General features: G+C 41.1%; 25 protein-coding genes and 1 pseudogene. 9 read left to right on the forward strand and 17 right to left on the reverse strand.

Annotated features, from left to right (window positions below):
• The first annotated feature begins 25 nt into the window (after positions 1 to 25).
• Together CBS1_RS09770 and CBS1_RS09775 are read left to right on the forward strand one after the other, a co-directional pair.
• Positions 26 to 862: a fumarate hydratase gene (locus CBS1_RS09770; RefSeq protein WP_176759481.1), complete on the forward strand. Its 837-nt coding sequence runs from the start codon at positions 26 to 28 to the stop codon at positions 860 to 862.
• Positions 855 to 1352, forward strand: a complete 498-nt coding sequence (locus tag CBS1_RS09775; RefSeq protein WP_090222397.1) for a FumA C-terminus/TtdB family hydratase beta subunit — start codon at positions 855 to 857, stop codon at positions 1350 to 1352. Before CBS1_RS09770 ends, CBS1_RS09775 begins: the two co-directional genes overlap by 8 nt.
• A 24-nt stretch (positions 1353 to 1376) precedes the next feature.
• On the opposite strand, the gene CBS1_RS09780 is transcribed toward CBS1_RS09775, so the two are convergent.
• Positions 1377 to 1871, reverse strand: a complete 495-nt coding sequence (locus CBS1_RS09780; protein WP_090222399.1) for a flavodoxin family protein — start codon at positions 1869 to 1871, stop codon at positions 1377 to 1379.
• Between the two features lie 31 nt (positions 1872 to 1902).
• On the reverse strand, positions 1903 to 2358 hold the full coding sequence (locus CBS1_RS09785) for a YkgJ family cysteine cluster protein (RefSeq protein ID WP_090222401.1): 456 nt from the start codon (positions 2356 to 2358) through the stop codon (positions 1903 to 1905).
• A 144-nt stretch (positions 2359 to 2502) separates the two neighbouring features.
• Here CBS1_RS09785 and CBS1_RS09790 point away from each other — a divergent pair, with 144 nt between their 5' ends.
• Complete coding sequence (locus CBS1_RS09790) at positions 2503 to 3063, forward strand: methionine synthase (RefSeq protein ID WP_407918644.1); 561 nt, start codon at positions 2503 to 2505, stop codon at positions 3061 to 3063.
• 127 nt (positions 3064 to 3190) lie between these two features.
• Here CBS1_RS09790 and CBS1_RS09795 read toward each other — a convergent pair whose 3' ends face one another.
• The 5 genes from CBS1_RS09795 to CBS1_RS09815 form a co-directional block, all read right to left on the reverse strand.
• The gene (locus tag CBS1_RS09795) at positions 3191 to 3607 is read right to left on the reverse strand and encodes a type II secretion system protein (RefSeq protein ID WP_090222404.1); all 417 of its coding nucleotides are present in this window, start codon (positions 3605 to 3607) and stop codon (positions 3191 to 3193) included.
• A 191-nt stretch (positions 3608 to 3798) separates the two neighbouring features.
• Positions 3799 to 4251: a type II secretion system protein gene (locus CBS1_RS09800; RefSeq protein ID WP_164969267.1), complete on the reverse strand. Its 453-nt coding sequence runs from the start codon at positions 4249 to 4251 to the stop codon at positions 3799 to 3801.
• Between the two features lie 244 nt (positions 4252 to 4495).
• Positions 4496 to 5089, reverse strand: a complete 594-nt coding sequence (tsf, locus tag CBS1_RS09805; RefSeq protein WP_090222407.1) for a translation elongation factor Ts — start codon at positions 5087 to 5089, stop codon at positions 4496 to 4498.
• Between the two features lie 53 nt (positions 5090 to 5142).
• Positions 5143 to 5871, reverse strand: coding sequence for a PHP domain-containing protein (locus CBS1_RS09810; RefSeq protein ID WP_176759482.1), 729 nt, complete (start codon positions 5869 to 5871; stop codon positions 5143 to 5145).
• Complete coding sequence (locus tag CBS1_RS09815; RefSeq protein ID WP_090222409.1) at positions 5868 to 7445, reverse strand: CTP synthase; 1578 nt, start codon at positions 7443 to 7445, stop codon at positions 5868 to 5870. Before CBS1_RS09815 ends, CBS1_RS09810 begins: the two co-directional genes overlap by 4 nt.
• A 209-nt stretch (positions 7446 to 7654) precedes the next feature.
• Between CBS1_RS09815 and uvrC the strand changes: the two genes are divergently transcribed.
• The 5 genes from uvrC (at position 7655) to CBS1_RS09840 (ending at position 13701) form a co-directional block, all read left to right on the forward strand.
• Positions 7655 to 9346: an excinuclease ABC subunit UvrC gene (gene uvrC / locus CBS1_RS09820; RefSeq protein WP_090222411.1), complete on the forward strand. Its 1692-nt coding sequence runs from the start codon at positions 7655 to 7657 to the stop codon at positions 9344 to 9346.
• A gap of 136 nt (positions 9347 to 9482) precedes the next feature.
• On the forward strand, positions 9483 to 10520 hold the full coding sequence (locus CBS1_RS09825; protein WP_033191105.1) for an ABC transporter permease: 1038 nt from the start codon (positions 9483 to 9485) through the stop codon (positions 10518 to 10520).
• A gap of 41 nt (positions 10521 to 10561) precedes the next feature.
• The gene (locus tag CBS1_RS09830) at positions 10562 to 11476 is read left to right on the forward strand and encodes an ABC transporter permease (RefSeq protein ID WP_033192413.1); all 915 of its coding nucleotides are present in this window, start codon (positions 10562 to 10564) and stop codon (positions 11474 to 11476) included.
• Between the two features lie 27 nt (positions 11477 to 11503).
• A complete protein-coding gene (locus CBS1_RS09835) occupies positions 11504 to 12520 on the forward strand; it encodes an ABC transporter ATP-binding protein (protein ID WP_033191106.1) in 1017 nt (338 codons plus the stop codon).
• Positions 12517 to 13701 (forward strand): ABC transporter ATP-binding protein, encoded by a 1185-nt coding sequence (locus tag CBS1_RS09840; protein ID WP_052107056.1) that lies wholly within the window; start codon positions 12517 to 12519, stop codon positions 13699 to 13701. The genes CBS1_RS09835 and CBS1_RS09840 overlap by 4 nt, the downstream gene beginning before the upstream one ends.
• A gap of 66 nt (positions 13702 to 13767) precedes the next feature.
• Here the strand turns inward: CBS1_RS09840 and CBS1_RS09845 are convergent, their stop codons facing one another.
• The 4 genes and pseudogenes from CBS1_RS09845 to CBS1_RS09860 all read right to left on the reverse strand — a co-directional run bounded on the left by CBS1_RS09845 (position 13768) and on the right by CBS1_RS09860 (position 16788).
• Positions 13768 to 14055: a hypothetical protein gene (locus CBS1_RS09845; RefSeq protein WP_052107057.1), complete on the reverse strand. Its 288-nt coding sequence runs from the start codon at positions 14053 to 14055 to the stop codon at positions 13768 to 13770.
• 168 nt (positions 14056 to 14223) lie between these two features.
• Positions 14224 to 15498, reverse strand: coding sequence for an IS200/IS605 family element RNA-guided endonuclease TnpB (gene tnpB, locus CBS1_RS09850; RefSeq protein WP_206732138.1), 1275 nt, complete (start codon positions 15496 to 15498; stop codon positions 14224 to 14226).
• A gap of 1 nt (position 15499) precedes the next feature.
• Positions 15500 to 15901: pseudogene (tnpA, locus tag CBS1_RS09855) on the reverse strand (IS200/IS605 family transposase); the annotation flags it as partial.
• A 14-nt stretch (positions 15902 to 15915) separates the two neighbouring features.
• Positions 15916 to 16788 carry an ABC transporter ATP-binding protein gene (locus tag CBS1_RS09860; RefSeq protein WP_033191108.1) on the reverse strand — a complete coding sequence of 291 codons (873 nt, stop codon included), beginning with the start codon at positions 16786 to 16788 and terminating at the stop codon, positions 15916 to 15918.
• A gap of 246 nt (positions 16789 to 17034) precedes the next feature.
• Between CBS1_RS09860 and CBS1_RS09865 the strand changes: the two genes are divergently transcribed.
• Positions 17035 to 18213: a hypothetical protein gene (locus tag CBS1_RS09865; RefSeq protein WP_052107059.1), complete on the forward strand. Its 1179-nt coding sequence runs from the start codon at positions 17035 to 17037 to the stop codon at positions 18211 to 18213.
• Between the two features lie 543 nt (positions 18214 to 18756).
• Here the strand turns inward: CBS1_RS09865 and CBS1_RS10760 are convergent.
• From CBS1_RS10760 to CBS1_RS09890, 6 genes are all read right to left on the reverse strand, one after another.
• The gene (locus CBS1_RS10760) at positions 18757 to 19299 is read right to left on the reverse strand and encodes an extracellular solute-binding protein (protein WP_338323361.1); all 543 of its coding nucleotides are present in this window, start codon (positions 19297 to 19299) and stop codon (positions 18757 to 18759) included.
• Positions 19233 to 20012, reverse strand: coding sequence for an extracellular solute-binding protein (locus tag CBS1_RS10765; protein WP_256329730.1), 780 nt, complete (start codon positions 20010 to 20012; stop codon positions 19233 to 19235). Before CBS1_RS10765 ends, CBS1_RS10760 begins: the two co-directional genes overlap by 67 nt.
• A 114-nt stretch (positions 20013 to 20126) precedes the next feature.
• The gene (locus CBS1_RS09875) at positions 20127 to 20387 is read right to left on the reverse strand and encodes a hypothetical protein (RefSeq protein WP_033191110.1); all 261 of its coding nucleotides are present in this window, start codon (positions 20385 to 20387) and stop codon (positions 20127 to 20129) included.
• 32 nt (positions 20388 to 20419) lie between these two features.
• A complete protein-coding gene (locus CBS1_RS09880) occupies positions 20420 to 21112 on the reverse strand; it encodes a ComF family protein (RefSeq protein WP_236938659.1) in 693 nt (230 codons plus the stop codon).
• Positions 21093 to 21605, reverse strand: a complete 513-nt coding sequence (locus CBS1_RS09885; RefSeq protein ID WP_236938657.1) for a metallophosphoesterase — start codon at positions 21603 to 21605, stop codon at positions 21093 to 21095. The genes CBS1_RS09880 and CBS1_RS09885 overlap by 20 nt, the downstream gene beginning before the upstream one ends.
• A complete protein-coding gene (locus CBS1_RS09890; protein ID WP_033191111.1) occupies positions 21550 to 22614 on the reverse strand; it encodes a lysylphosphatidylglycerol synthase transmembrane domain-containing protein in 1065 nt (354 codons plus the stop codon). Before CBS1_RS09890 ends, CBS1_RS09885 begins: the two co-directional genes overlap by 56 nt.
• Between the last annotated feature and the right edge of the window lie 5 nt (positions 22615 to 22619).

Raw genomic sequence — 22619 nt, forward strand, 5'->3', positions numbered from 1 at the left:
AAATTACTAACAAGGGGAGATATCAATGCGACTGGTCTCAAATCAACAGATATACGAAAAGGTTTGCGAAAAACTTGTAGAGATGAATACAAGACTAAACCCAGACATGCGAAAGGTTTTTGAAAATTACTCCGGACCATTCGCTGATGAAATCAGGCAAAACATAAAAATTGCAGCGGAGAAAAAGCTTCCGCTATGCCAAGATACAGGGATGGTTGAGTTCTTCGTGTTCCGACCTTACGATTTGCTGCTCGAAGAACCGCTTCAACTAACTTTATCCAAAGCAGTTAAAGACACGTACGAAAAGAACGGCTATCGTAAAAGTACTGTTTTAGATCCGCTGTATTCAAGAAGGAACAACCTCGATAACTTACCAGCTGTAATCCACGAGTTCGAAGTTGAAGATTCAAATGAATTGGAAATTTGGATGCTAGCCAAAGGCGGGGGAAGTGAGAATTTAACCGCGCTCTACATGATGTCACCGTCTTCTTCAGAGGACGAAGTGATCGCCGTAGTGACTCAGCACATTCAAAAGAACGGACCGAACGCATGTCCACCAATTAACGTTGGGATAGGTATAGGTGGAACAGCCGACATGGCGGTCCTCTTATCGAGGCTGGCTCTATTCACAGGTGAGGAATACACGCCCAGAATCGGTTATATTGAAACATACGACAAACTTGCTGACAAACTTCATAACCTGCTCAACAAGCTCCACATCGGCGTTCAAGCGCTCGGTGTTGGACCTACCTGCAATGCGGTAAAGGTTTACGCATATCCGACTCACATAGCAACACTACCCCTTGCAATAAGTGTGGACTGCTACCTTTCACGCACAGGGAGAGTGATTATAAATGCGTGAAATAGATTTGTGCATGTTGAAAGCTGGAGAACCTTTCTACTATTCGGGCACACTTATTGTTATGCGGGATGCAGCGCACAAGAAAATTATAGAATTTGAGAACCAAACGGGAAATCTGCCCCTACCTCTCAACGGCAGAATTATATTCTACGCAGGTCCAACGTTTTCGAACGAAAAGATGGTCATAGGTCCGACGACTTCAAAGAGAATGGATAAATTCTTGGAATACACACTTTCAAAAGGTGTCATAGCAACCATCGGAAAGGGCGAAAGAACACCCGAAGCAGTAGAGATTATAAAAAAATACAGAGCACCGTATCTCATTGCTCCAAGTGGCTGTGCCGCGTACCTGTCGGAAAAGATATTGGGATGGAAAATCGTGGCGTTCGAAGAACTTGGACCAGAAGCAATTTATGAAATCACCGTCGAAGACTTTCCACTAATTGTAGCGATTGATTGCAACGGCAACACGTTCAATCAAAATCGATAGTTTTCAATACCGTAATCTATTCTATCAGTTATTTATTGCTTGAACCCAATCTCTTATCTTCTTGACAATTTCCTCTTCTTTATCTTTCGAAGGGTTAACAAAATGAAGGGGTTCTAAGAACTCGTTGCCCGTAAGTGTCTTTTGAATCTGCTTGACGCACTTACTTATTGACCCACCACCGTTGGTGACCAATACGGCTATTTTCTTGCCCTTGATTTGTTGGTCTTTGGTTATACTTACCAAAAGTGAATTAATTGGTGATGCACACTTTCCAGCCCACACAGGTGTTCCTATGACAATGATGTTGTAGTCTTTCAGAGAAGGAATCTTGGTTTTCAACTCGGGTTTTTCGTTGAACACGGCGGATTTCCCGCACCAGAAGAACTTGCTGAAACCTCTTGTTGGAAATGGCTTGGCCAATTTCAACTCAAGTACCTCTGCTTTCAACTCCTTTGCTAAAAGCTGCGCAACCAACTTCGTGTGTCCTTCAAGAGAGTAATAGATAACGATGCTTTTCATACCCCATCCCCCTTTTTCAAATCTCAGTTCTTCAGAAACTGACACTTTCCACTTCGATAGCCACATCCATAAGAATTTCGTAGTATTCCTTCCAGCGCTGCGACACAACGGCCCGTGTATAACCCTGCGGATCGCACCTTTCATCGATCTTTGGCACAAGCATCCTGCAACTTTCAGGACGATTTTCAAAAGCAAGCTCACAACCATTCGGTGTTAGAAAAGTACATTCTCCAGAATACCTGTGGTCGAACACACTACCTTCAAATCCTTTTACAGCAGGCCTAACGAAATACAGCCCCTCGTCTTGATTCACCCAGTCAACCGTCCACCTACCTGATGACAGGGCTTTAAATATGTTTTCTCTTAATTTCTCAATGTCCGGTGCTCCAAAATCTTCGGGTGTAGCAAGCCCCGGGTAGGTTTTACAACACTTCCCACCACAGACTTTGCAAATTTCGGGGTTTTCAACACCTACGGGCTTATTCATCGACAGAACCTCCTGACTTAAGTAAAAATCTTGAATCTTAACTTGGCGAGATTTTGTGATATTATAAAATGAAGATGCATTTACTACATATATTTTACACCTTTTCGCGTAAATACTCAATGTTAAATGCCGGAGGTGTCTGGATTGAAAATATTCATTCCAGAAAAATACCAGTACATGCCACCCAAGAAAATCTTCCTTGCACGAGCAGGGGCGGTTTATTCGAAGATTCTGAACGATGAAACTTTGATGGAAGTTGCCAACAGGATATACCTGAGAGGGCTTGATATTGCAAGACCGGTGGTGTATTGGGAGGTTTTCAAAAAACACCAGCTTCCAGAAAATGCAGTGCCGGGGATTTACAAAACTTACGAAACTTTTCTCATCTGCGTTTCCACGCTTGGTGCGGAAATCGACGAAGAGATCGAAAGACTTTCGCATATTTCCACACTTGAAGCAGCGCTCCTTGATGCATGGGGCTCGGAAGCGTTAGAAAAGCTCAACGACAGCTTTGAAGAAACCTTCAAAAAGCAAAACAACAGCAAGCTTACGATGAGATTTTCTCCTGGATACGGTGATTTACACATCAGTGTGAATAAAATCTACGTTGAACTGCTGGGCATAGCTGATAAAGTAAGAGTGCTCGATACTGGGTTGATGATTCCAAGGAAGACGACGGCGTGTATAGTGGGGATTGGTGAGTGAATATAGATGCCATCACTGATGAAAAAGATTGCTGAAACTGAAAGCGAGAATTAAGCAAAAGTTAAACAAACAAAAATAAAATGCCCCTGCCATCCGGCAGGGACGTTCTGTAATTACACTCTTAAATTTACCACCATTTTTGGACTTGGAATGTGAGCTTTGGGTTATCACCTGTTGTGTCAACATCTTGTAGTGTTTTCTTTAACACGTTTTTGTCAACATCTCCCGCTGTATATTCAATTGTCACCTCGTATACTCCATTTCCTTTATCTGCTACTGTCAAAGTATTATTAAAACCTGTTGGAACACTGCTGAGATATCCATTATCTTTGAGTTGTTGCAAAGTCATATTTCCAATCGTGGTTGGCTTTTCCGTGTTGAACCAATTTTCATATGCCGTCTTGATGTTTCTGAAGTTCTGCGCAACCTGACTTGCCTTTGCGTTCTTTACAGCGTTCAACGCAAGTGGTGTTGCAACCGCCATGAGTGCCGCGATAACCGCAAGGACGATCAAAAGTTCAATCAACGTAAAACCTTTTCTCATACTACCGACCTCCTTCTCTTAGGGTTTTAGTTTTTCTCTACCTTGAAACCGAAATGTTTAAACTGTACACTTATATTATCGCACAATTTTCGAAAGTTATACCACTCCGTGGTTGAACTGCTCAAATTCAAAGATGAAATGCAAGAAATCAAGGACGAACAGCAGTAGTATAGGGATGTATGCAAAAAAGATTACTTTCGAACGTTGAACGTGTAAACTATTGACCTTGTTCCATTTGAAGTACCTTCCTCAACATCTGGCAACATGCCTTTTACTTTCTCAAAGTTGACATCGTCTTTCAAATACATAATTTGAACTTTGTAACTGCCCAATTCATCAGAGCCGTCGACAATGATTGAAAACCCATTAGGAACATGGGATATGTACTTTTTATCGGCAAGTTCTTGAACGTTTGAGAGGGCATTATCCTCGGTTTGGAAATACGCCTCAACAGCCTTCTTTAAGTTTACAAAGTTTTGGGCAACTTGGACAGCTTTGGTATTGGACACAACTGAACGAGCGGGAGTTAGGTATACCGCAACGACGATAAGAAGGGCTATTATAGCAATCGCTACAAGAAGTTCTACCATTGTAAAGCCTGATTTTGAATTTTTCAAACTGCTAAGAGTTTTTAGGTTTTTCATAATCATTCTTCCCCTCGTTTTGATAAAACGAATGAGAAAAATTAGACCCCAGGTTTAAAATATTAATCTTTGATAGTGTACGCATATTTTATACCACGATTCACTCGAATTTTATCGCTGGCGGGATGAAAGGAAGAAAATAGAGGATGAACTGCGGAAAATGGCAAATGAAAGTAAGAAAATAAAAAACCACCGCAACAAAATCAGAAACTTGCGGTGGTTTGTGATTGTCCTTGTGTAAGCCTTATTCTCCTACCTGCATTCTAACAAATCTTGAGACTTGGATGTTTTCTCCTATCTTTGCGATTGCTTGCTGGATCATGTCGTTGATTGTTATTGTCTGATCAAGTGCGTATTTCTGTTCGAGTAAGCAGTTGTCCTGGTAGAAGCTTTCGAGTTTTCCTTCGATTATCTTTTCAATAACTTGAGCAGGTTTACCAGAGTCTTTGAGCTGTTCTCTATATATTTCTTTTTCTTTTTCAATTACGTCTGCTGGAACGTCTTCTCTTTTGACCCATCTTGGTGCCATAGCTGCGATGTGCATTGCGATTTTGTTTCCAAGTTCTTTGAATTCATCTGTTCTGGCAACAAAGTCTGTTTCACAGTTGAGTTCAAGAAGGACTCCAATTTTACCGTTGTGGTGAATGTAAGAAATGATGAGACCTTCTTTTGTTTCTCTTCCCGCTTTCTTTGCAGCTTTTGCAAGACCCTTTTTTCTGAGTATCTCAATAGCCTTTTCCATATCGCCGTTGGCTTCTTCAAGTGCGGCTTTACAATCCATCATACCTGCGCCTGTTCTTTCGCGAAGTTCTTTAACCATCTGAGCGCTAATTTGCATGCTTTCCAACCTCCTCTATGTGATGTATTTGAAGATAATTTTGATAGAACTTTTTAAATTCTTACTTCTCGCCATTCAGCGTCGAACACTAAGATATTATTGTAACCTAATTCCTTGAGTATTTCAATACCTCTCTCGATGCCTCTGCCAATCTGCTCAAGTGAGTGCGCATCGGAACCGATGGTTATGTTTCGCCCTCCAAGTGATTTGTATAGCTTTAGTATTTCCATTGAAGGATGCGGTTCACCGTAGAGTTCTATTGTAGCAGTGTTGACTTCAAGCATCTTCCCGTTCTTTATAACCAGCTTCAGAATTTCGGTTATTAGGTCGTAGAGCTCTACCGAGAATGGTTCCCTTGTTCTGTGGTATCTTCTTGGAAAATCAAGATGCGCAAGTGCATGGTATTCGTCAAAGCGCTGCATAATGTCAAGAAGTCTAACTAAGTAGTTTTTATAGCTCTGTTGAGTTATCGGTTCTTCTACATAGTGGTGTGAAAGCAAGACGTAATCGAACTTTTTGGTATCTATGTTCAGTTCTTTGATTCCATCCCAACCCAGCTCTACTCCAACTGGAAGGGAGTATTTCTCCATTACGTTTCGGTAGAGATCGATATTTAGCGTGTTAGCATGTTGATCGGCAAGTTCGTAATGGTCCGTGATGATGATGTACCTTATGCCTTTTTCAGATGCAGTTTCGATTATATCTTCTATCTCCGACTCAGAATCTGGGGAGAAACGGCTGTGTATATGATAGTCAGCGATGATTGTCTTCTTCGCGCTCACCTACTAACCTCCTCTATCGCTTTAATTAATGCTGTGAAAAGCGGATGCGGTGACCCCACTTTTGACTTGTACTCCGGATGGTACTGAATACCTACGAAAAACGGATGGTCATCGAGCTCAATCGCTTCAAGGAATTCGGACCTTCCAGATATCGTCAGCTTGTAACCTTCTTCTCCTGGTAGTTTGTACATGTAGCCAAAATTGATCGTGTCTGCTTCGTATCGGTGCCTGTGCCTTTCGTAAACTTCTTCCAGTCCGTAGATGTTGTAGAGCTTCGTTCCTTTAAGGACCTGCATTTTCTGCGCACCAAGACGCATAGTACCACCGAGGTTCATAATCTTCTTTTGTTCTTCCATCATGTTGACAACCGGATAAGGTGTTTCAACATCGAATTCCGTTGAGTTTGCACCTTTCAAGTTGAAGACATTTCTTGCAAATTCTATCACCATCAGCTGCATTCCAAGGCAGATTCCCAAAATTGGCTTTTTATTTTCCCTTGCGTACTTGATAGCCTTTACCTTCCCTTCTATTCCGCGCCTGCCAAATCCACCAGGGATAATCAGTGCGTCGAAGCTGGAGAGCTTTTGCGCAACGCCGTCATCGTCCAATTCCTCAAGTTCCTGCGCATCTATCACAACTGGTTTTTGAACGCCGGAAAGGAAGATCGATTCAATGATACTTTTGTAAGCATCGTCGGTTCCAAGGTATTTACCAACGAGTGCTATTCTGTAAGGTTTGAAAGACTTTGGATAAGTCCAGTTCAGTGGTTTGTCTTGAATTTCGATGTTCAATCTGTTGGCAACAAGCTTGTGCACTTGTGCTTCATAGAGTGTTTCTGGAATTTGGTAAACGTTGCCAACATCCGGCAGATTAATGACCATGTCCCTTGGAACTCCGCTGAAGAGCGCAATTTTGTATAGGCTTTGGGAGTCTATCGGCATTTCACTTCTAACAACGATAACATCAGGTTGGATACCTATCTTCCTAAGCAATTGAACAGACTGTTGAGTTGGCTTTGTCTTGAACTCATTGGTAACCCTGAGGTAGGGTACGTATGTAACGTGGATAAATAGGAAATCGTTTCTGTTCTTCTCAAACGCAAGTTCCCTTACAGCTTCAAGGAAGACTTCACCCTCAATGTCACCGACGGTCCCACCAATTTCGATCGATAGGACCTTTCCTGGCATGGAGGTGATTCTTTCCTTTATCTCAGACGTCACGTGTGGAACAACTTGGACAGTAGAGCCGAGGTACTTTCCTTCGCGTTCGCGTTGTATTATTGTCGAATAGATCTGCCCTGCTGTGATATTGTTCCTTCTGGACATGCTGACACCGAGGAATCTTTCGTAGTGGCCAAGGTCGAGGTCAGCTTCGTAACCGTCGTCGGTAACAAAGACTTCCCCGTGCTGATTTGGGTTCATCGTACCTGCATCCACATTCAGATACGGGTCGATCTTCAAAACGTTTATATCTACTCCGACTTCCTTCAGCAACCTTGCAAGCGATGCTGAGAATATCCCTTTGCCTATTCCGCTTAGAACACCGCCTGTTACCACTATATACTTTTCAGGCATCATTGCACCCCCACCAAGCAGTGTGAGATTTTTTTAGCTAATTCACTCAATCAATGTTAAGTTTACTCTCAAATAGATTTTTCTTCAACGAAAAACTCATTAACTTTAGTTAACTTTTGCGTTGAATATGCAACTTGAGTGAAGGGTAGTATAATAGAACATGCAGCAGGTAAGTGTGGTCGAGCAAAGAAGAGGTGAGAAGGTGTGCTATGCTCAGTGTAGATGTTTTAAATGATATTCCGCACAAAGCTGGGGTTTATTTGTTCAAAAGAGAAAAGGAATATATTTACATAGGTAAGGCGAAAGATTTAAAAAAGCGTTTGACATCTCACTTCAAGGCGACTGCGGGAAAAAGTAAGTTAATAGTTGAGGAAGCGGATGACCTTGAAGTAATACTTGTTTCAAACGAGAAGGAAGCACTCATTCTCGAAGCAAATTTGATTTTTGAATACAAGCCTAAGTACAACGCTATGCTAAAAGATACGCAAGTGTACCCGTATATACGCATAAGTGATGACGAGGTTCCGTACTTGGAGATTGTTCGTTCTCGCAAAGGTGCTGGCAGTTTCTACGGTCCTTATACTAATGTTACTTTTACACGCCAACTTTTCGAAGTACTTAGGAAAGTTTACAAATTCAGAACATGTAAGAGAGATTTAAAGTTGATAAAGAAACCTTGCATGGATTATCACCTCGGACTATGCTCCGGAGTATGTGTGGGTGAAGAAAGTACTGAAGAATACAAAAAAAGATTAGAGAAATTAAGGACAGTTTTGAGCGGGAAATTTTCGGATGTTGTTGAATACGTAAAATCTAAAATGGAGCAACACGCAAAACTTCTTGATTTCGAAAATGCCGCAAAGTACAGAGACGTACTGTTGAACTTCAATAAGGTCATGGAAACACAGGGAGTTGTACTACCAGAGCAAGTTAATATCGATGTCATAGCCGGTAAGGACAACACTTATTTGGTCTTGAGGATACGCTCAGGATATCTAATTGGTAAACTACTTTACGAATTTGAAGGCACTCTGGAAGACTTTGTAGAACAGTTCTATGTGTCGAAAGGTTCAGAAACACCTGAGATTGTCTTGGTTGAGCACAAGACTAAAGAACTGGAAAAGTTGTCGAAAATACTTGGGATAAAGATTTTAGTTCCAACGCAAAAGGATGAGCTCTATTACCAACTGCTCGATAAAGCCGTGGAAAATCTCAACTACGAGATCGGACTCATTCTGTCCAGCAAAGCGGTGCTCAGGCAGATGAAAGAGCTCTTAGGACTGAGTAAGGTTCCGTACAGAATAGAAGGTGTTGACATATCTCACACATCCGGTAAGAACACAGTTGCTTCGCTTATTGTTTTTAAAAACGGGGAAGTCAAAAAGGATGAGTACCGTAGGTACAAATTGGGTGATATATTAGATGATTACGAGAGCATAAGGCAGCTTATTAAAAGAAGATACACGAAACATGAGTTACCAGACCTAATATTCGTTGATGGTGGTATTGGGCAGGTCAACGCAGCGTACGAGGCACTTGAAATTATAGGTAAAAAGTGTGATGTGGTCGGTCTTGCCAAAGAAGAAGAAATCATCATAACAAACCACGGGAATATAAGGTTGGATTACGAACATCCCGTTTTAAGACTCTTGGTTAAGCTCAGAGACGAAACGCACAGGGTTGCGAATACGTTTGCAAGACAGCTGGCAACGAAGAAGTCACTGAGGAGTTTCTTGGATGAGGTAAAATGGATAGGACCTAAGAAGAAGAGATTATTGCTCGAGCGTTACTCTTCGATTGCTGAATTGAAAAAAGCGTCAAGGGAAGAAATTGAGCAATTAATTGGAAAAAAGGCAGCTGAAAGTTTATTAAACGAACTATCTTACCTGAAAGACATTTAAAATACTGTTAAGTAAGTTGATAAACGGTTCATTGGTGTTATAATTTAACCAAGGAAAAACTCGGCAATGTTTCAAGTAGTTAAGAATTAGTCTAAATAAGCAATTTCGTCAAAATATCCTCGGGAGGTGGATGTAGTTGACTACGTTTATCATCAGAAGACTGCTTTTGCTACCACTCATCGTTCTTGGTGTATCACTGATCATCTTCTCACTCTTCCAAATACTTGGTCCAGATAAGCTTCTTGCTTCGTACGTCAACCCGAACGTGTTTGACAAGATGACACCGTCCGAATTGGAGGCTCTGAAAGAGAAGTACGGGCTGAACAAACCTTTTGTGGAGAGGTATGCCAAATGGTTGTTTAATGCCCTCAAAGGTGACCTAGGCTGGTCTCAGGTAGGAAAAGAACCTGTGTTGAAAGCTATCTGGAGCAGATTCCCATACACCTTGGAATTGGCACTCTATGCGCTCTTCCCAGTGGTAGGAGTTGGTATTTGGCTCGGTGTAGCGGCCGCGGTTAATCGTGATAAGTTCTTGGACCACTTCATCAGAATTATTGCGATCATTGGATGGTCTTTCCCAGATTTTGTCTTTGGTTTGCTTGTTCTGATGGTCTTTTATTCCGTTCTCGGTTGGTTCCCTCCAGGAAATCTTTCTCAGTGGGCGGAAGAAATTGTCAAATCTTCTGGCTATTTAAAAGTTACACATCTTCTTACGATTGATGCATTAATTAATGGTAGGCTCGATATATTCTGGGATGCACTTAGGCACATTATCGGACCTGTTATAACGCTTTCGTTCCTCTGGTGGGCGTACTTGTTGAGAATTACAAGGTCCAGCATGCTTGAAGTTCTTTCGAAAGAATATGTCAGAACAGCAAGGGCAAAAGGTGTTCCTGAAAAAGACGTTATTCACAAACATGCCAAAAGGAACGCTATGATTCCGGTTGTAACGGTAGCAGGTGCTATGGTCATTGGGTTGTTGTCCGGTACGGTTATAATCGAGGTTATATTCAATAGAACAGGTATAGGAAGGCTTGCAGCAGAAGCTGCTGTTCAGCTCGATTATGCAACGGTACTTGGAACAACTTTGTTCTATTCGATAATTCTTGTTCTCGGTAACCTCATTATCGATATACTTTACGCAGTCTTTGACCCAAGAGTCAGACTTGGTTAAGGAGGTGCCAAAAGATGAGTGAGACGGCAACAAAAACAAAGATGAACACAGAATTTAGACGTGTTTTAAGGAAAATACTTCGAAATCCTTCTGCAGTTCTTGGATTTTCTCTTCTGATATTTTTTATCGTAGTTGCCATATTAGCACCAGTCATTGCAAAACCATTAAATCCTATGATGATTGATGAAAATGGGAAGCCTATGAAACTAGATAATCCATACATAATGCCTATTATTACATGGAGTTCTGAGCCCGTACCACCATCACGCGAGCATCCGTTTGGTATGATCCAAGGAAGAGACATCTTTTATGGTGTTGTATGGGGCACAAGGACAGCGTTTTACATAGGTTTGACAGTTACGATACTCTCAACGCTCTTTGGTATCATTATCGGCTCGATCGCAGGTTATTACGGTGGCTGGATTGACGAGATATTGATGAGAATTACCGATGTATTTATGTCCATCCCGTTTCTTTTGGCGGCGATGGTTTTGACTACTATTCTTGGTAACGGTCTTGATAAGGTTATGATCGCTATGACTGTCTTCGGCTGGATGGGTGCAGCAAGGCTTATCAGGGCGAATATTTTGCAAGTAAAAGAGGAACAGTTCGTACTTGCAGCAAAGGCATTGGGAATTAAGGACCTGTTCATAATTTTGAGACACGTGTTACCAAATACGATATTCCCAGTTCTCATTCAGGCATCGATGCGTATGGGTTCGCTCGTTATTACTGCAGCAGGTCTTTCATTCTTGGGACTTGGTGCACCACTTGGATACGCTGACTGGGGTTCGATGCTTAATTTCACAAGGAACTGGATTCTTGGAACAAGTGGTTCTGCTTTCACTTATTGGTATGCTGTCTTTTATCCAGGTATGGCAATGGTCTTGTTTGTTCTTGCTTGGAACCTTGTCGGTGATGCTCTAAGAGACGTATTCGACCCAAGATTGAAATAATTGGTGGAATGGCTGGAGGTGAATGAATTGAGCAAGCAACCACTTTTGAGCGTAAGAAATCTGCGAACGTATTTCTATACAGAAGACGGTGTTGTAAAAGCAGTTGACGGTGTTGACTTCGATGTTTACGAAGGAGAAACCCTTGGGATCGTTGGTGAATCCGGAAGTGGTAAGAGTGTTACCTCCCTTGCCATCATGAGATTACTTGACCCCAAAGGTAGGATTGAAGAGGGTAGCCAGATAATCTTCAATGGGAAGAACCTACTTGAACTGAGCGATGATGAAATGAGGAAGATTAGAGGAAATGAAATCGCTATGATATTCCAAGAACCGATGGTGGCTCTCAATCCAGTCTTCACAATTGGCGAGCAGATAATGGAGGCTATCCTCCTGCATCAGGATGTGGATAAGAAGACTGCGAGACAGATGGCCATCGATATGCTGAGAAAAGTTGGAATCCCAGAACCGGAAAAGCGCGTCGATGAATATCCACATGAGTTGTCTGGTGGAATGAGGCAAAGAGCAATGATAGCTATGGCTCTTTCTTGTAGACCTAAACTTTTGATTGCCGACGAACCAACAACTGCACTTGACGTTACAATTCAGGCGCAAATACTCGAGCTTATGAAAGAGCTTCAAAAGGAATACGGAATGGCTATAATTCTTATTACACACGACGTAGGCGTTATTGCCGAGAATGCTGACAGAGTCGTTGTTATGTACGGCGGAAAGGTTATGGAAACTACGGATGTAAAGACACTATTTAAGAAGCCAAAACATCCTTACACCTGGGGACTTTTGAATGCCATACCAAGGCTCGACATTGAACAAGAAAGGCTGTACAGTATCCCGGGTATGGTTCCAGACCCATTACACTTCCCACCAGGATGCAGATTCAGTAATAGGTGCGACTTCAAAGAAGAGAGATGTACAATCGAAATGCCTGATCTCTACGAGGTTGAGCCAGGACACCATTCAAGGTGCTTCTTCTATCACAAATTGGAGGAAGCTCAAAAGATAATCAAGGCTGGTGAGGGTGCATGACGGAAAACAAGCAGACAGCTATTCAAAATGGCAGCGTTGTTAAACCGGAACGAGAAGTTTTGTTGAGAATAGATAACCTTGTCAAGTATTTCCCCATCCGTGCAGGTGTTTTTAGACGAATAGTGGCGTGGGTGAAGGCAGTTGACGGTGTAAGCTTCGATGTCTACAAAGGTGAAACCGTAGGACTTGTTGGAGAGTCCGGCTGTGGTAAAACTACGGTTGGTATGACGCTGCTGCGACTTTATGAACCCACATCCGGACGAATAATTGTGGAAGGAGAAGATACCACTCACTATTTCCTTCCTACATGGAAGGCTAAGAATTACGTAAGAAAAACATACATAGAGAGGTTTAAAGAGAAAGGGTTTGTTCCAAAGGACGATATCGATAAGAAGTATTTCGATATATTCACTAAGAAGGGTGAAAACGGCCTTCTTGAATATCTAACAGGTGACCTCGAAGATAAAAGGCTGGCTTTTAGGCGAGAGATCCAGATAGTTTTCCAGGATCCTTACAGTTCTCTAAACCCAAGGATGAGGATTAAAAATATACTTGCCGAAGGACCACTCGCTCACAAAATGATAACTAAAAAGCAAGCAATTGATACTGTTGGAAAGGCTCTCCAAGAGGTTGGAATTCACCCAACCCACATGTACAGATTTCCACACGAGTTCTCAGGTGGTCAAAGGCAAAGAATTGGTATCGCGAGGGCACTTTTGATGAACCCAAAACTTATAATTGCAGACGAAGCCGTTGCAGCGCTTGACGTTTCAATCAGGTCGCAGGTTATAAACTTGATGATGGATCTGCAAAAAGAACACGATTTGACGTATCTTTTCATTTCGCACGACCTGTCGCTTATCAAATACATTTCAAGTAGGGTTGTTGTTATGTACCTTGGTAAGGTTGTTGAAACTGCACCGAAGAAAGATTTATTTGACGAGCCATTGCATCCTTACACAAAGGCCCTTATGAGCGCTATTCCTGTTCCAAATCCGGAGTTCAGGAAGCAGAGGATAATACTTCAGGGAGATGTACCAAGTCCAGTCAATCCACCAAGTGGATGTCCATTCCACCCAAGATGTCCGGTTGCAAAGCCGACTTGTTCGAAAGAAAAGCCAGAGTTGAGAGAAGTAAAGCCAGAGCATTTTGTCGCTTGTCACTTCCCAGGTAGCCTGTAAGTTATCTTCCTCAATAACCTTAGAGCAAAAATCCCGCCAAAACGGCGGGCTTTTTCCATCTAATACCTAAGCGTATATGTCCTTTCTTTCATAATATACTACTGAAAAGAGAATTCCAGCAATGTATAAGATAAAAACCAAAATCAGGGCAAGGTTATTGAATGATTCCGTCTTTATTATATCGGCCGGGTCAAATACCCCAAATGGTGTTAGATTTTTCAAATACGCATATTTTTCGTAAATCCTGGCTATAAGTCCAATTATATAGAAAAAGCCAAGCAAGAAAATTGTAATTGCATCAGCTGAGACCCTTTTTCGCGTAACCGTTGAGGCAATTATTCCGATGAATGCCATAAAGAAATGAACACCGAAGGAAAGTGCAATGTACCAGAATTGCGTAGTACTAAAAGGCTTGACCTTGTAAGTGTTGCACATGTAGAAAAGAGATATCGCAATAGCCAAGTCGTAGATCAGTAAATTTGTGGTAACCAGTAAGGTCTTGTGAACTGCTCATGACTGAAGTCACGAGCTTCCTGCTTCACAGACAAGACTTGCTACCAGTGACGTACCACCGATAGTAGAGGTCTTGCCTCCACAGGCATCGCCTTCCGGCTCGGACCGTCCCAGCCCTACGGGTTTATTAATCTCGCTAAGCAACTTCAGACCTTCTGCAAGTATATTCCTCGCCGCATTGAAATCTCTGTCGTGTACACTACCACACCTTGGACACTCCCAAATTCTCACACTCAGGTCTTTCACTTCTTCGTTCTTGTATCCACAATCACTGCATGTTTGTGATGATGGAAAGTTGGGCGATACCTGTATGAATATCCTGCTTCGTCTCTCAGCTTTGTATTTGAGCATTCGCAAAAATTTCGACCATGATGCATCATGTATGCTCTTTGCAAGCCGCCTGTTCTTTACCAGGTTTTTAACACGCAAATCCTCGCAGATAATTACTTGGTTTTCGTTAATCACCTGCAAGGATAATTTCTCCAGAAAATCATTTCTGATATTTGATATTTTCTGATACAGCTTAGCAAGTTTGATTCTGGCTTTTTCAAAGTTCTTGCTTTTTACTTTCTTTCTTGATAAATCTTTTTGCAGTTTCTTTAGTTTTTTCTCATATTTAGCAAGCACCTTCGGTGCTTCGACACGATTACCGTTGCTATCCACGTGGAAACTTTTAAGTCCAAGGTCGAGTGCAACTGCATAGTTGATTGGCTCTGGTGTTTGGTTTTTGTTATTAACTTTATCAACCTCAACAGCGATTGAAACGTAGTAGTGTCCACTGGGAAGTAACGTAACTGTTGCAGTCTTTATCTTACCGTTGAACGTTCTGTGTATTCGTGCTTTAATCCAACCAAGTTTCGGTAGTCTTATTTTTCCCCAACAGCGGTTCTTGGTCTTATCTTTTGCCATAACTCCGAAATCAATCTGGATGTTGTTGTTTGTAGAATACGTTGTATATGAAAACCTGTGTGATTTTTTCTTCTTAAAGTGAGGTTTACCGGATAGACCCTTGAAGAATCTGTTATATGCATTATCCAATCTTATCAATGCATCTTCCAGAGCAAACTTATCGACTTCCCTAAGCCAAGGATACTGCTCTTTGAGCACACTATTTAGGTGTTTTCTACACTCAGCCTCAGTGGTTGCGAGTTTTTGTTCTTTATATCTTTCCTCTCTCCAAGCAAGAAAATAGTTCCACACAAATCTTGTGCAGCCGAATGTTTTGGAAAGTTGTAGTTTTTGTTGCTTGTTTGGATATATCCTATATCTGTACGTGACTATCAACTTAACTTCTCTCCTTTTGTGAGAGAATATACTGTCTGACTTTTTCTTCTACGTTGTTGCCAACACTTACCACAAAGTAACTTGGATTCCAAAAATGACCGCCCCAGAGACGAGTTTTCAGTTCAGGAAAAGCTTGGAACAACCTCCTTGCACTTACACCTTTCAGAGCTTTCACAAGGTTTGGTATATAGACCTGAGGCGATGCGTCAACTAATATGTGCACATGGTCTAAGCTTGCCTGTAAGGCTAGTACAGTTACACCCTGCTCCTTTGCAATTTCGTAGAGGATATCGATTAGCTTGCGTTCTATGTCTCCAGTAAGGATTTTGTGCCTGTACTTAACGCACCAGACGATATGGTATTGAATGGAATAAACGTAGCCTCTTGCTCTATGAAGATGAGCCGCTGTCTAACATACTAACTCCTACTCATGTCTGAGGACACGAGAGTGTCTTTAGCTTCAATGGTAATGTTTTCAAATTCGAGTTCGTTGATGAGCTTTTTGAAATTTACGCTATTCCACTTGAAATAAAGGGTTACTGTGCTATTTTCAATTATCAAATCCGTTACTTCGGGATATCGCTCGATAATCTTCTCTAGACCTGCGGAATTTTCATTAACTGTCAACACTATCTTCTTGAGGTCTCTTCTGAAATCTTTCGGTTCGACCATGTGCCCTTCTTTAATAAATATCACCCTATCACAGAGATGTTGAACTTCGCTCAGTATATGAGATGAAAAGAGAATGCCAACACCACTTTCTTTTAATTCGATAAGTGTTTTATAAAGCATCTTTTGGATGAATGGGTCAAGACCGTTAGTTGGCTCATCCATAATGATAAGTCTTGGCTTATGTGCAATTGCTTGAACGATTGCGACCTTTTTCTTATTTCCCGTTGATAATTCTTCAAACTTCTTTTTTAAGGGCAGATCAAACCTTTTGCAAAGCTCTTCACAGTAATTATCATCAAAGTTTTCGTAGAAAGACTTGTAAAACTTCAGTATGTCTTCTACCCTTACGTCATCATAATAGCTAACCTCTCCAGGAACATATCCAACCATCTTTACGAGATTTTGGAAATTACTTTTATCCAATTTCTGGTTGAACATCGTAATGGAACCCTTATTTGGTCTTAAAAGCCCCATAATGCACCTGATTGTTGTGCTCTTTCCCGCACCGTTCGGCCCGACAAATCCCAGTATTTCTTTTTCTGAGAGTGTAAAGCTGATATTCTCTACTCCTACCTTTTTTCCATAGTACTTGGTCAAGTTTGAGACACTTAACAGCATTCTATCACCTCTTTTAAGCTTATTCAAATATCCATTCAGGATTACTTAAGGATTAATTCAATTATACCATGTTCTGAAGTTATTATTGGAATGCAAAACACTACAACTTGCCTAAAGTACCGCATTTTTTGCAGGTTAGTTTCAGGACTTATTTGAACGAAAATCGAAAGTAGCAAATCTAAATAATTGTTTAGGATAATTGACCAAGTTGTAACTTCCTATAAAACTCGAAGGGAGGGATTGTGCATGAGAACAAGTTTATCTAAGTTGCTTGTCGGAGCTTTTTTGTTAGTTTTCCTAACTCTAATTTTTTCAGCGGGTGGGATTTCCTTAACAGAAAAGGTGAAACTCGTAATCCTACCTGCTAAAGTTGGCAGTGGTTGGAACATGGATGAGGTAGACTACCTTCTTGCGATATTGGAAGAGCAGGCGCTTGAACTTGGAAGATTTCAACTATTTCCAAGAGCGGATCTTAGTCAGATTATGAAAGAAAGGAACATGAGCGAGTTTGGTGTATCAGAAGCACTGCAAATTGGAAAGCTTGGAGGTTCAAAGTATGCATTGCTCCTGACTTTGACTGAACTATCGTCATTTTGGAGCAGCCAGTCGAAGTCATACATTGCTGTTTCGCGCTACACTATTAAGCTTTACAACATCGAAGATGGTAGCTTACTGGCATCCAAGACATTGGAGTCTGAGGGTTCGTCGAAAGATTCTGCTCAAAAAGCTATCAGCGAAGCACTCAGAACCACTGCAAATGACATATGGTATGAACTACGACAGATTTTCAAACTGGAAGCTTATGTGAAGTCTATAAATGGCAACACGGTAGTATTATCAGGCGTCGATCCAAAAATTGTAAAGAAGGGATACATTTTTCAAATTGAAACTTCCTCAGGAGAAATTGGATACGTAAAGGTTGTCGGATACAACAAGAGCGAAGGAACAGTTATAACTACCTTTATGTATGGAGCGATGCCTTCTGAATATGATGTAGCAACCGAATTTCCGGTAATGCCATTTAAGGGCGGTATCGGATTAGGAATGTTTTCTAACTACTTTGGACTTGGTATTTCAGCATGGGGAAGTACAGAAGAGATACCATTGCCGCTTTACATTGGTGTTGGAACATTCTTAGGTTCCATCGCTGGTTATACGCCTGTGTATCTCAATATGGGAGCAGGTTTAAATATTCTCGAAATGGGGAGAATAACTGTTGGCATGAACGGTGGACTTTCTTTGATAGGTTTAGTTGACCTGGATACATTTGAATCCCTAAGCTATATATTTGGTGCTTTTGGCGGAGCATTAGTCACATATGAATTCAATCCAAGGATGGGAGTGTACGGTAGTGTTGGATACTCACTTTATTTAGGCACGAACGGTCCCACTGGTATTGTATTCCAGCTCGGTATGTATTTCTGACTTTTTCCATTTTGAAAGCTTCAAAGCAAATGCGAACAACGGAAAGTATGAAAAAGTACTTGTAGAGGAATAAAAGGCATTAGATAGCATTGTATGTATTTATACCAGTAGATTTCCAAAATAGTCTAATCTCTGTGGCTTACTAATCAGGGTGAAAAGATGTGGGTAGACCTGAACTAGACGCATCGGATTTAGGTTTTAGATTATTCATATTGTTCTTATTTGCAAGAATGCAGTAATACAGAAGGTACTTGTAGATTAAATGAGAAACAGAGACTGAGACGGACAACCCCGAGGGGAACAGAAAAGGTATAGACGCAAATGCTATTGGTCACTACACGTTTTACTTTAATTTAAAGAAATTGGCAAGCTTGACACGGAAAAACTGGGAATGAGATCCTAGAAAGGGAAAAATCTGAAAGTCTTATTAGAATTTTTCTCAAAAGTACCTTCGAAAATAAAATCCCACTTTTCATTTTTCGAAAAGTGGGATTTGCTAAAAATCTTTAAGTCCCCCGAAAGGGGGACTTAGTTCTTTAAAAATTATTTGTATTCTTCTGCAAGATATTTCTTAATTTCGGCGTCTGCTTTCTTTATTGCAGTTTCCATGTCAACCTTTCCGTTTATGAAGTCGTTAAACATTGTGCTAACAACGTTTCTAATTTCCGTCCAAACAGATAGTTGCGGGTCCATCTTTGCGTTATCAATCTGTTGCAGTGGGATTTCGATAAGTGGGTCGGCTTTTGCTGCTTGCTTCCAAATTGTTGTTTGAAGTGCTGACCTTCTAACCGGTAGATAACCTGTGTTAACCGCCCAGTAGGCCGTAACTTCTGGAGAAATGAGGTATTTCATGAATTCCCAAGCGGCGCGTTTTTCTTCTTCTTTGGCTGTTGAGAACATGATTACGTCTGTTCCTGCAAATGGGACGTTTCTTGTTTTCCAAACGGGAACTGGTGCCCATGACCACTGGAATTTACCTTTTGCTGATTGTTCAACGTACGTTCTTCCTGCAATCGTATCTATGTACATAAGGACTGTACCCTGACCGAATATATCGTTGAGGTATCCACCTTGTGCAAATGCGATTTTATCATCGAGTAGCTTTTTGAAGAAAGAACTTCTCTTGTTTCAGGTGAGTCAATAGCAGAGACGTATTTTCCACTGCTGTCTTTTTTGACAATATCCCCACCGCGCATCATTAGGAATATCTGGAATGTATCGACCGTTGTTCTGAATGCAAAACCGTAGACATCAGGTTTTCCGTCCTTGTTCTTATCTTTAGTAAGAGCTCTTGCAGAGTAGAGCAGTTCGTTGATTGTTTTCGGAACGCTTATACCAGCTGCTGAAAGTGCGGTTGCATTGTAGTACATGATGTAAAGGCTCTTGTTGAACGGAACGGCATAAACTGTGTTACCCCATGTACAGTTGTCTCTGAATGCTTTGAAAACATCTTCCCACTCAGCTTTTGTAATACCTATCTTTGGATCGTTCATGTACTTGTTCAGTGGTTCGACGATCTTGCTCTGGAGCAATTTCGCTGTCCAGTTTGCGTACGCTTGTGAAATCGTTGGAAGTTGCCCTGCCTGAGCACCTGCAAGTAATTTCTGTTGCAGAGCGTTATAGTTGCCTATGTAAACTGCTTCAACAACGATATCTGGGTGCGATTCGTTGAATGCCTTCACGATCTGGTTAAGTGTGTCTCCTTGTGCTCCACCCATAGCGTGCCAGAACACTACTTTCGTTGCACCAAAGAACGTTACTGAGAGAACCAACAATAGAACCAAAAGGAACTTCTTCATACCCTGCACCTCCTGCTATAAAAAGTGATGTTTTGGATGGGAATAATATTCTCGAAATTCGTACACCGTAGCAAATTATTATACCACCAAACCACTCAGATTTCATTAACATTTTTAAATATCCAGTTTGAAGGATCGGACGGGTCCACCCTGTTTTCTTGCAATTTCATTCAGTTCCCTCAAAATTTCTTGTTTTTCCAAGCCTAACCTCTCTAATTCTTCGCCTATCGTTCCCCATTTGACATCTCCGCATACTATTACTTTAATACCTCTTTCAAGTAAAGGCTGTATTAAGTACGGAAAATGTTCTGCGATCTCTTCAAAACTTGTGTTCTCTGTTATGTATACCTCTTGCATGTTATGAGCATTATCCATACGATTCCCTCCCAACACCTTATGACTTTTTATTAACCCCTGTTTAGAGCTATCACACAAAGATAGATTTCCTTTGGTTTTGCACCTTTCAAGATTTTCGCAGCTTCCAGCATAGTATTCCCCGTTGTTAAAACATCGTCTATTAAAAGCACTTTTTTGCCGTTCAGATACGTCGAATTATCCGTTAAAGCGAACTTCCCCTTAACAGCTTCTGCTCTATCATTTGTTAGCAATTGGTCGGTTTCACGGACGGCTCTTAATGCGTCTATCGAAGGTAGACCTGATATGACTTCGAGCTCTTTTGCTATCAGTCTCATATGGTCGTATCCACGTTTCTTCTTTGCACTCCTTGTAGCTGGCACGTAAGTGATTAGGTCTATTGAAAGCTTGTTTGATTGAATGGTACTGTAAAGCATTTTTGCAAAAGCTTTGGCAAGCGAGTGATGATTTTTGAATTTGTAGGATATTATGAACTCCCTGAGCCTTTCCTCGTAGAATCCAAAATAGTGTACTGAAGCTGTACCAATTCTCTTGGTCGTTACAGCAGGAGGTCCGTCTATAACTAATGCACATTCAGTGCAAAGCCTTTTTCCATGGCTTGGTGAACCACAAACTATACACTCAGTATCCGTGACCAGATTTAGGAGGTTTTCGAGGAAACTTTCAAACGCATTACTGACTACTGATAAACTTTTTCTAAAAACCCTAAATCTCGATGACTTCATACTCACGTGTTTCAGGCCTAAGAATAACAGCCGTAGCCCTTCCAGTGAGGTAGCCACAGGATTCGCCTGGGTTAATCACCAATGTTCTTCCTTCAGTTCTAATATCCAATTGGTGTGTATGACCGTAAAACACGAAGTCGTACAACTGGGACTTTATTGCAGGAAGCAGCGCGTACGGTTCATGCATAAGAAAAATTCTGAAACCTTCTTCTTCTTTTTCGTACGGTTGGTTGTGAAGCGTGTTTTGAAATTTTTGCATCAGGAATAATTTCTCACCATCGTTGTTACCAAATATCCCGAAGAACTTGATTTCTTCTGCAAGAAAGTACGGAGCCATAAAAGGTGAAACGATATCTCCTAAATGGTATATGTGGGTAACTCCTCTTTGTCTCGCTATTTCCATAAATTTTTTCGCATTGGATATGTTATCATGCGAATCACTTATTATCATCCACAGAAGATTGGATTGATTCATTTTCATTCTTGACTCCATCAACGTGCGACACCTCCTCCCTGAATCTTGCAAATCTCCACATAAAGAAAACTCCAAGTAGTATAATTAGATAATAAGTTACAAGCCTGAATACAAATATCCCAGTCATTGCAGATTTCGGATCGTAGAGATGGGAGAAAATCAGTTGGTAAAAACCCTCAACACCGCCACTTGAACCTGGTGTTGGGATATAAAACACTATAGTGTTAAGCATGTTAAACGCACCCCAGATAACTGTAAGTGGCACTTTTACACTGCTCACCGCTTCGATAGAGTATTTCAGCATAAACGCCGGGATAGGCGATATCACCAACCCGAGTACGAAATCTATTATTAGGGTCCAGTAGTTTTTGCGAAACAGTTCTTTTGTGGACTTTGTCATTTTGTCAAGCCATTCTAATGCCTTTTTCTCTTTTTCCTCAAGTTTCTTTGATTTCGTCATCCGTGAGAAGAATTTAAAAGCAGAGAAAAGAAAATTCTTGTTAGTAAAAGCTAAAATACCTGCAACTGTTATTCCCAGCGTAACTAAAAAGCCAACCATTATCACGGACAAACCTACTGTGTTTTTAAGTTCTCTGAGTATTGTTTTCAACATTATCATGTTTACTGTAAATGTAATAAACACACCTTCGAACATTCGCGTCAAAGAAATGTTAGTAGCTTCGTGGGAGGGAATTCCCAATTTGGTAAAATGGTAGATCTGCAGAGGTTGACCACCTATTGACATTGGGGTTACGAAGGAAAAGAACACGGTAAGAAAAAAGTTCTCAAGGGATTGAAAGAATGTTATTTTGTAGCCCAAACTACGCAAGACTATTACCGTTCTTATGGACTGTGAAGCATAATCCAAACTAAGTAAAAGTATGAGAACCAGAACGGCTTTAAAAGGATAGGTCTTGAGCGCTATTATCGGATTCTGTTTTGCAAAGAAGATGCCTATGATATTCACTATGGCTATTCCTATTACCAGTGCTATTAGTACGTTTTTCAGAATCTTCTTTACATCCAAGCAAA

It is taken from the genome of Fervidobacterium changbaicum (assembly GCF_004117075.1).
GTDB classification, from domain to species: Bacteria; Thermotogota; Thermotogae; order Thermotogales; family Fervidobacteriaceae; genus Fervidobacterium; species Fervidobacterium islandicum.

Excerpts from the sequence above, each read along its gene's own strand:
- CBS1_RS09770 (WP_176759481.1), top strand. The coding sequence starts at position 26 with ATGCGACTGGTCTCAAATCAACAGATATACGAAAAGGTTTGCGAAAAA.
- CBS1_RS09775 (WP_090222397.1), top strand. The coding sequence starts at position 855 with ATGCGTGAAATAGATTTGTGCATGTTGAAAGCTGGAGAACCTTTCTAC.
- CBS1_RS09780 (WP_090222399.1), bottom strand. The coding sequence starts at position 1,871 with ATGAAAAGCATCGTTATCTATTACTCTCTTGAAGGACACACGAAGTTG.
- CBS1_RS09785 (WP_090222401.1), bottom strand. The coding sequence starts at position 2,358 with ATGAATAAGCCCGTAGGTGTTGAAAACCCCGAAATTTGCAAAGTCTGT.
- CBS1_RS09795 (WP_090222404.1), bottom strand. The coding sequence starts at position 3,607 with ATGAGAAAAGGTTTTACGTTGATTGAACTTTTGATCGTCCTTGCGGTT.
- CBS1_RS09800 (WP_164969267.1), bottom strand. The coding sequence starts at position 4,251 with ATGAAAAACCTAAAAACTCTTAGCAGTTTGAAAAATTCAAAATCAGGC.
- tsf (WP_090222407.1), bottom strand. The coding sequence starts at position 5,089 with ATGCAAATTAGCGCTCAGATGGTTAAAGAACTTCGCGAAAGAACAGGC.
- CBS1_RS09815 (WP_090222409.1), bottom strand. The coding sequence starts at position 7,445 with ATGCCTGAAAAGTATATAGTGGTAACAGGCGGTGTTCTAAGCGGAATA.
- uvrC (WP_090222411.1), top strand. The coding sequence starts at position 7,655 with ATGCTCAGTGTAGATGTTTTAAATGATATTCCGCACAAAGCTGGGGTT.
- CBS1_RS09830 (WP_033192413.1), top strand. The coding sequence starts at position 10,562 with ATGAACACAGAATTTAGACGTGTTTTAAGGAAAATACTTCGAAATCCT.
- CBS1_RS09840 (WP_052107056.1), top strand. The coding sequence starts at position 12,517 with ATGACGGAAAACAAGCAGACAGCTATTCAAAATGGCAGCGTTGTTAAA.
- CBS1_RS09845 (WP_052107057.1), bottom strand. The coding sequence starts at position 14,055 with ATGGCATTCATCGGAATAATTGCCTCAACGGTTACGCGAAAAAGGGTC.
- CBS1_RS09860 (WP_033191108.1), bottom strand. The coding sequence starts at position 16,788 with ATGCTGTTAAGTGTCTCAAACTTGACCAAGTACTATGGAAAAAAGGTA.
- CBS1_RS09865 (WP_052107059.1), top strand. The coding sequence starts at position 17,035 with ATGAGAACAAGTTTATCTAAGTTGCTTGTCGGAGCTTTTTTGTTAGTT.
- CBS1_RS10765 (WP_256329730.1), bottom strand. The coding sequence starts at position 20,012 with ATGAAGAAGTTCCTTTTGGTTCTATTGTTGGTTCTCTCAGTAACGTTC.
- CBS1_RS09875 (WP_033191110.1), bottom strand. The coding sequence starts at position 20,387 with ATGGATAATGCTCATAACATGCAAGAGGTATACATAACAGAGAACACA.
- CBS1_RS09880 (WP_236938659.1), bottom strand. The coding sequence starts at position 21,112 with ATGAAGTCATCGAGATTTAGGGTTTTTAGAAAAAGTTTATCAGTAGTC.
- CBS1_RS09885 (WP_236938657.1), bottom strand. The coding sequence starts at position 21,605 with ATGGAGTCAAGAATGAAAATGAATCAATCCAATCTTCTGTGGATGATA.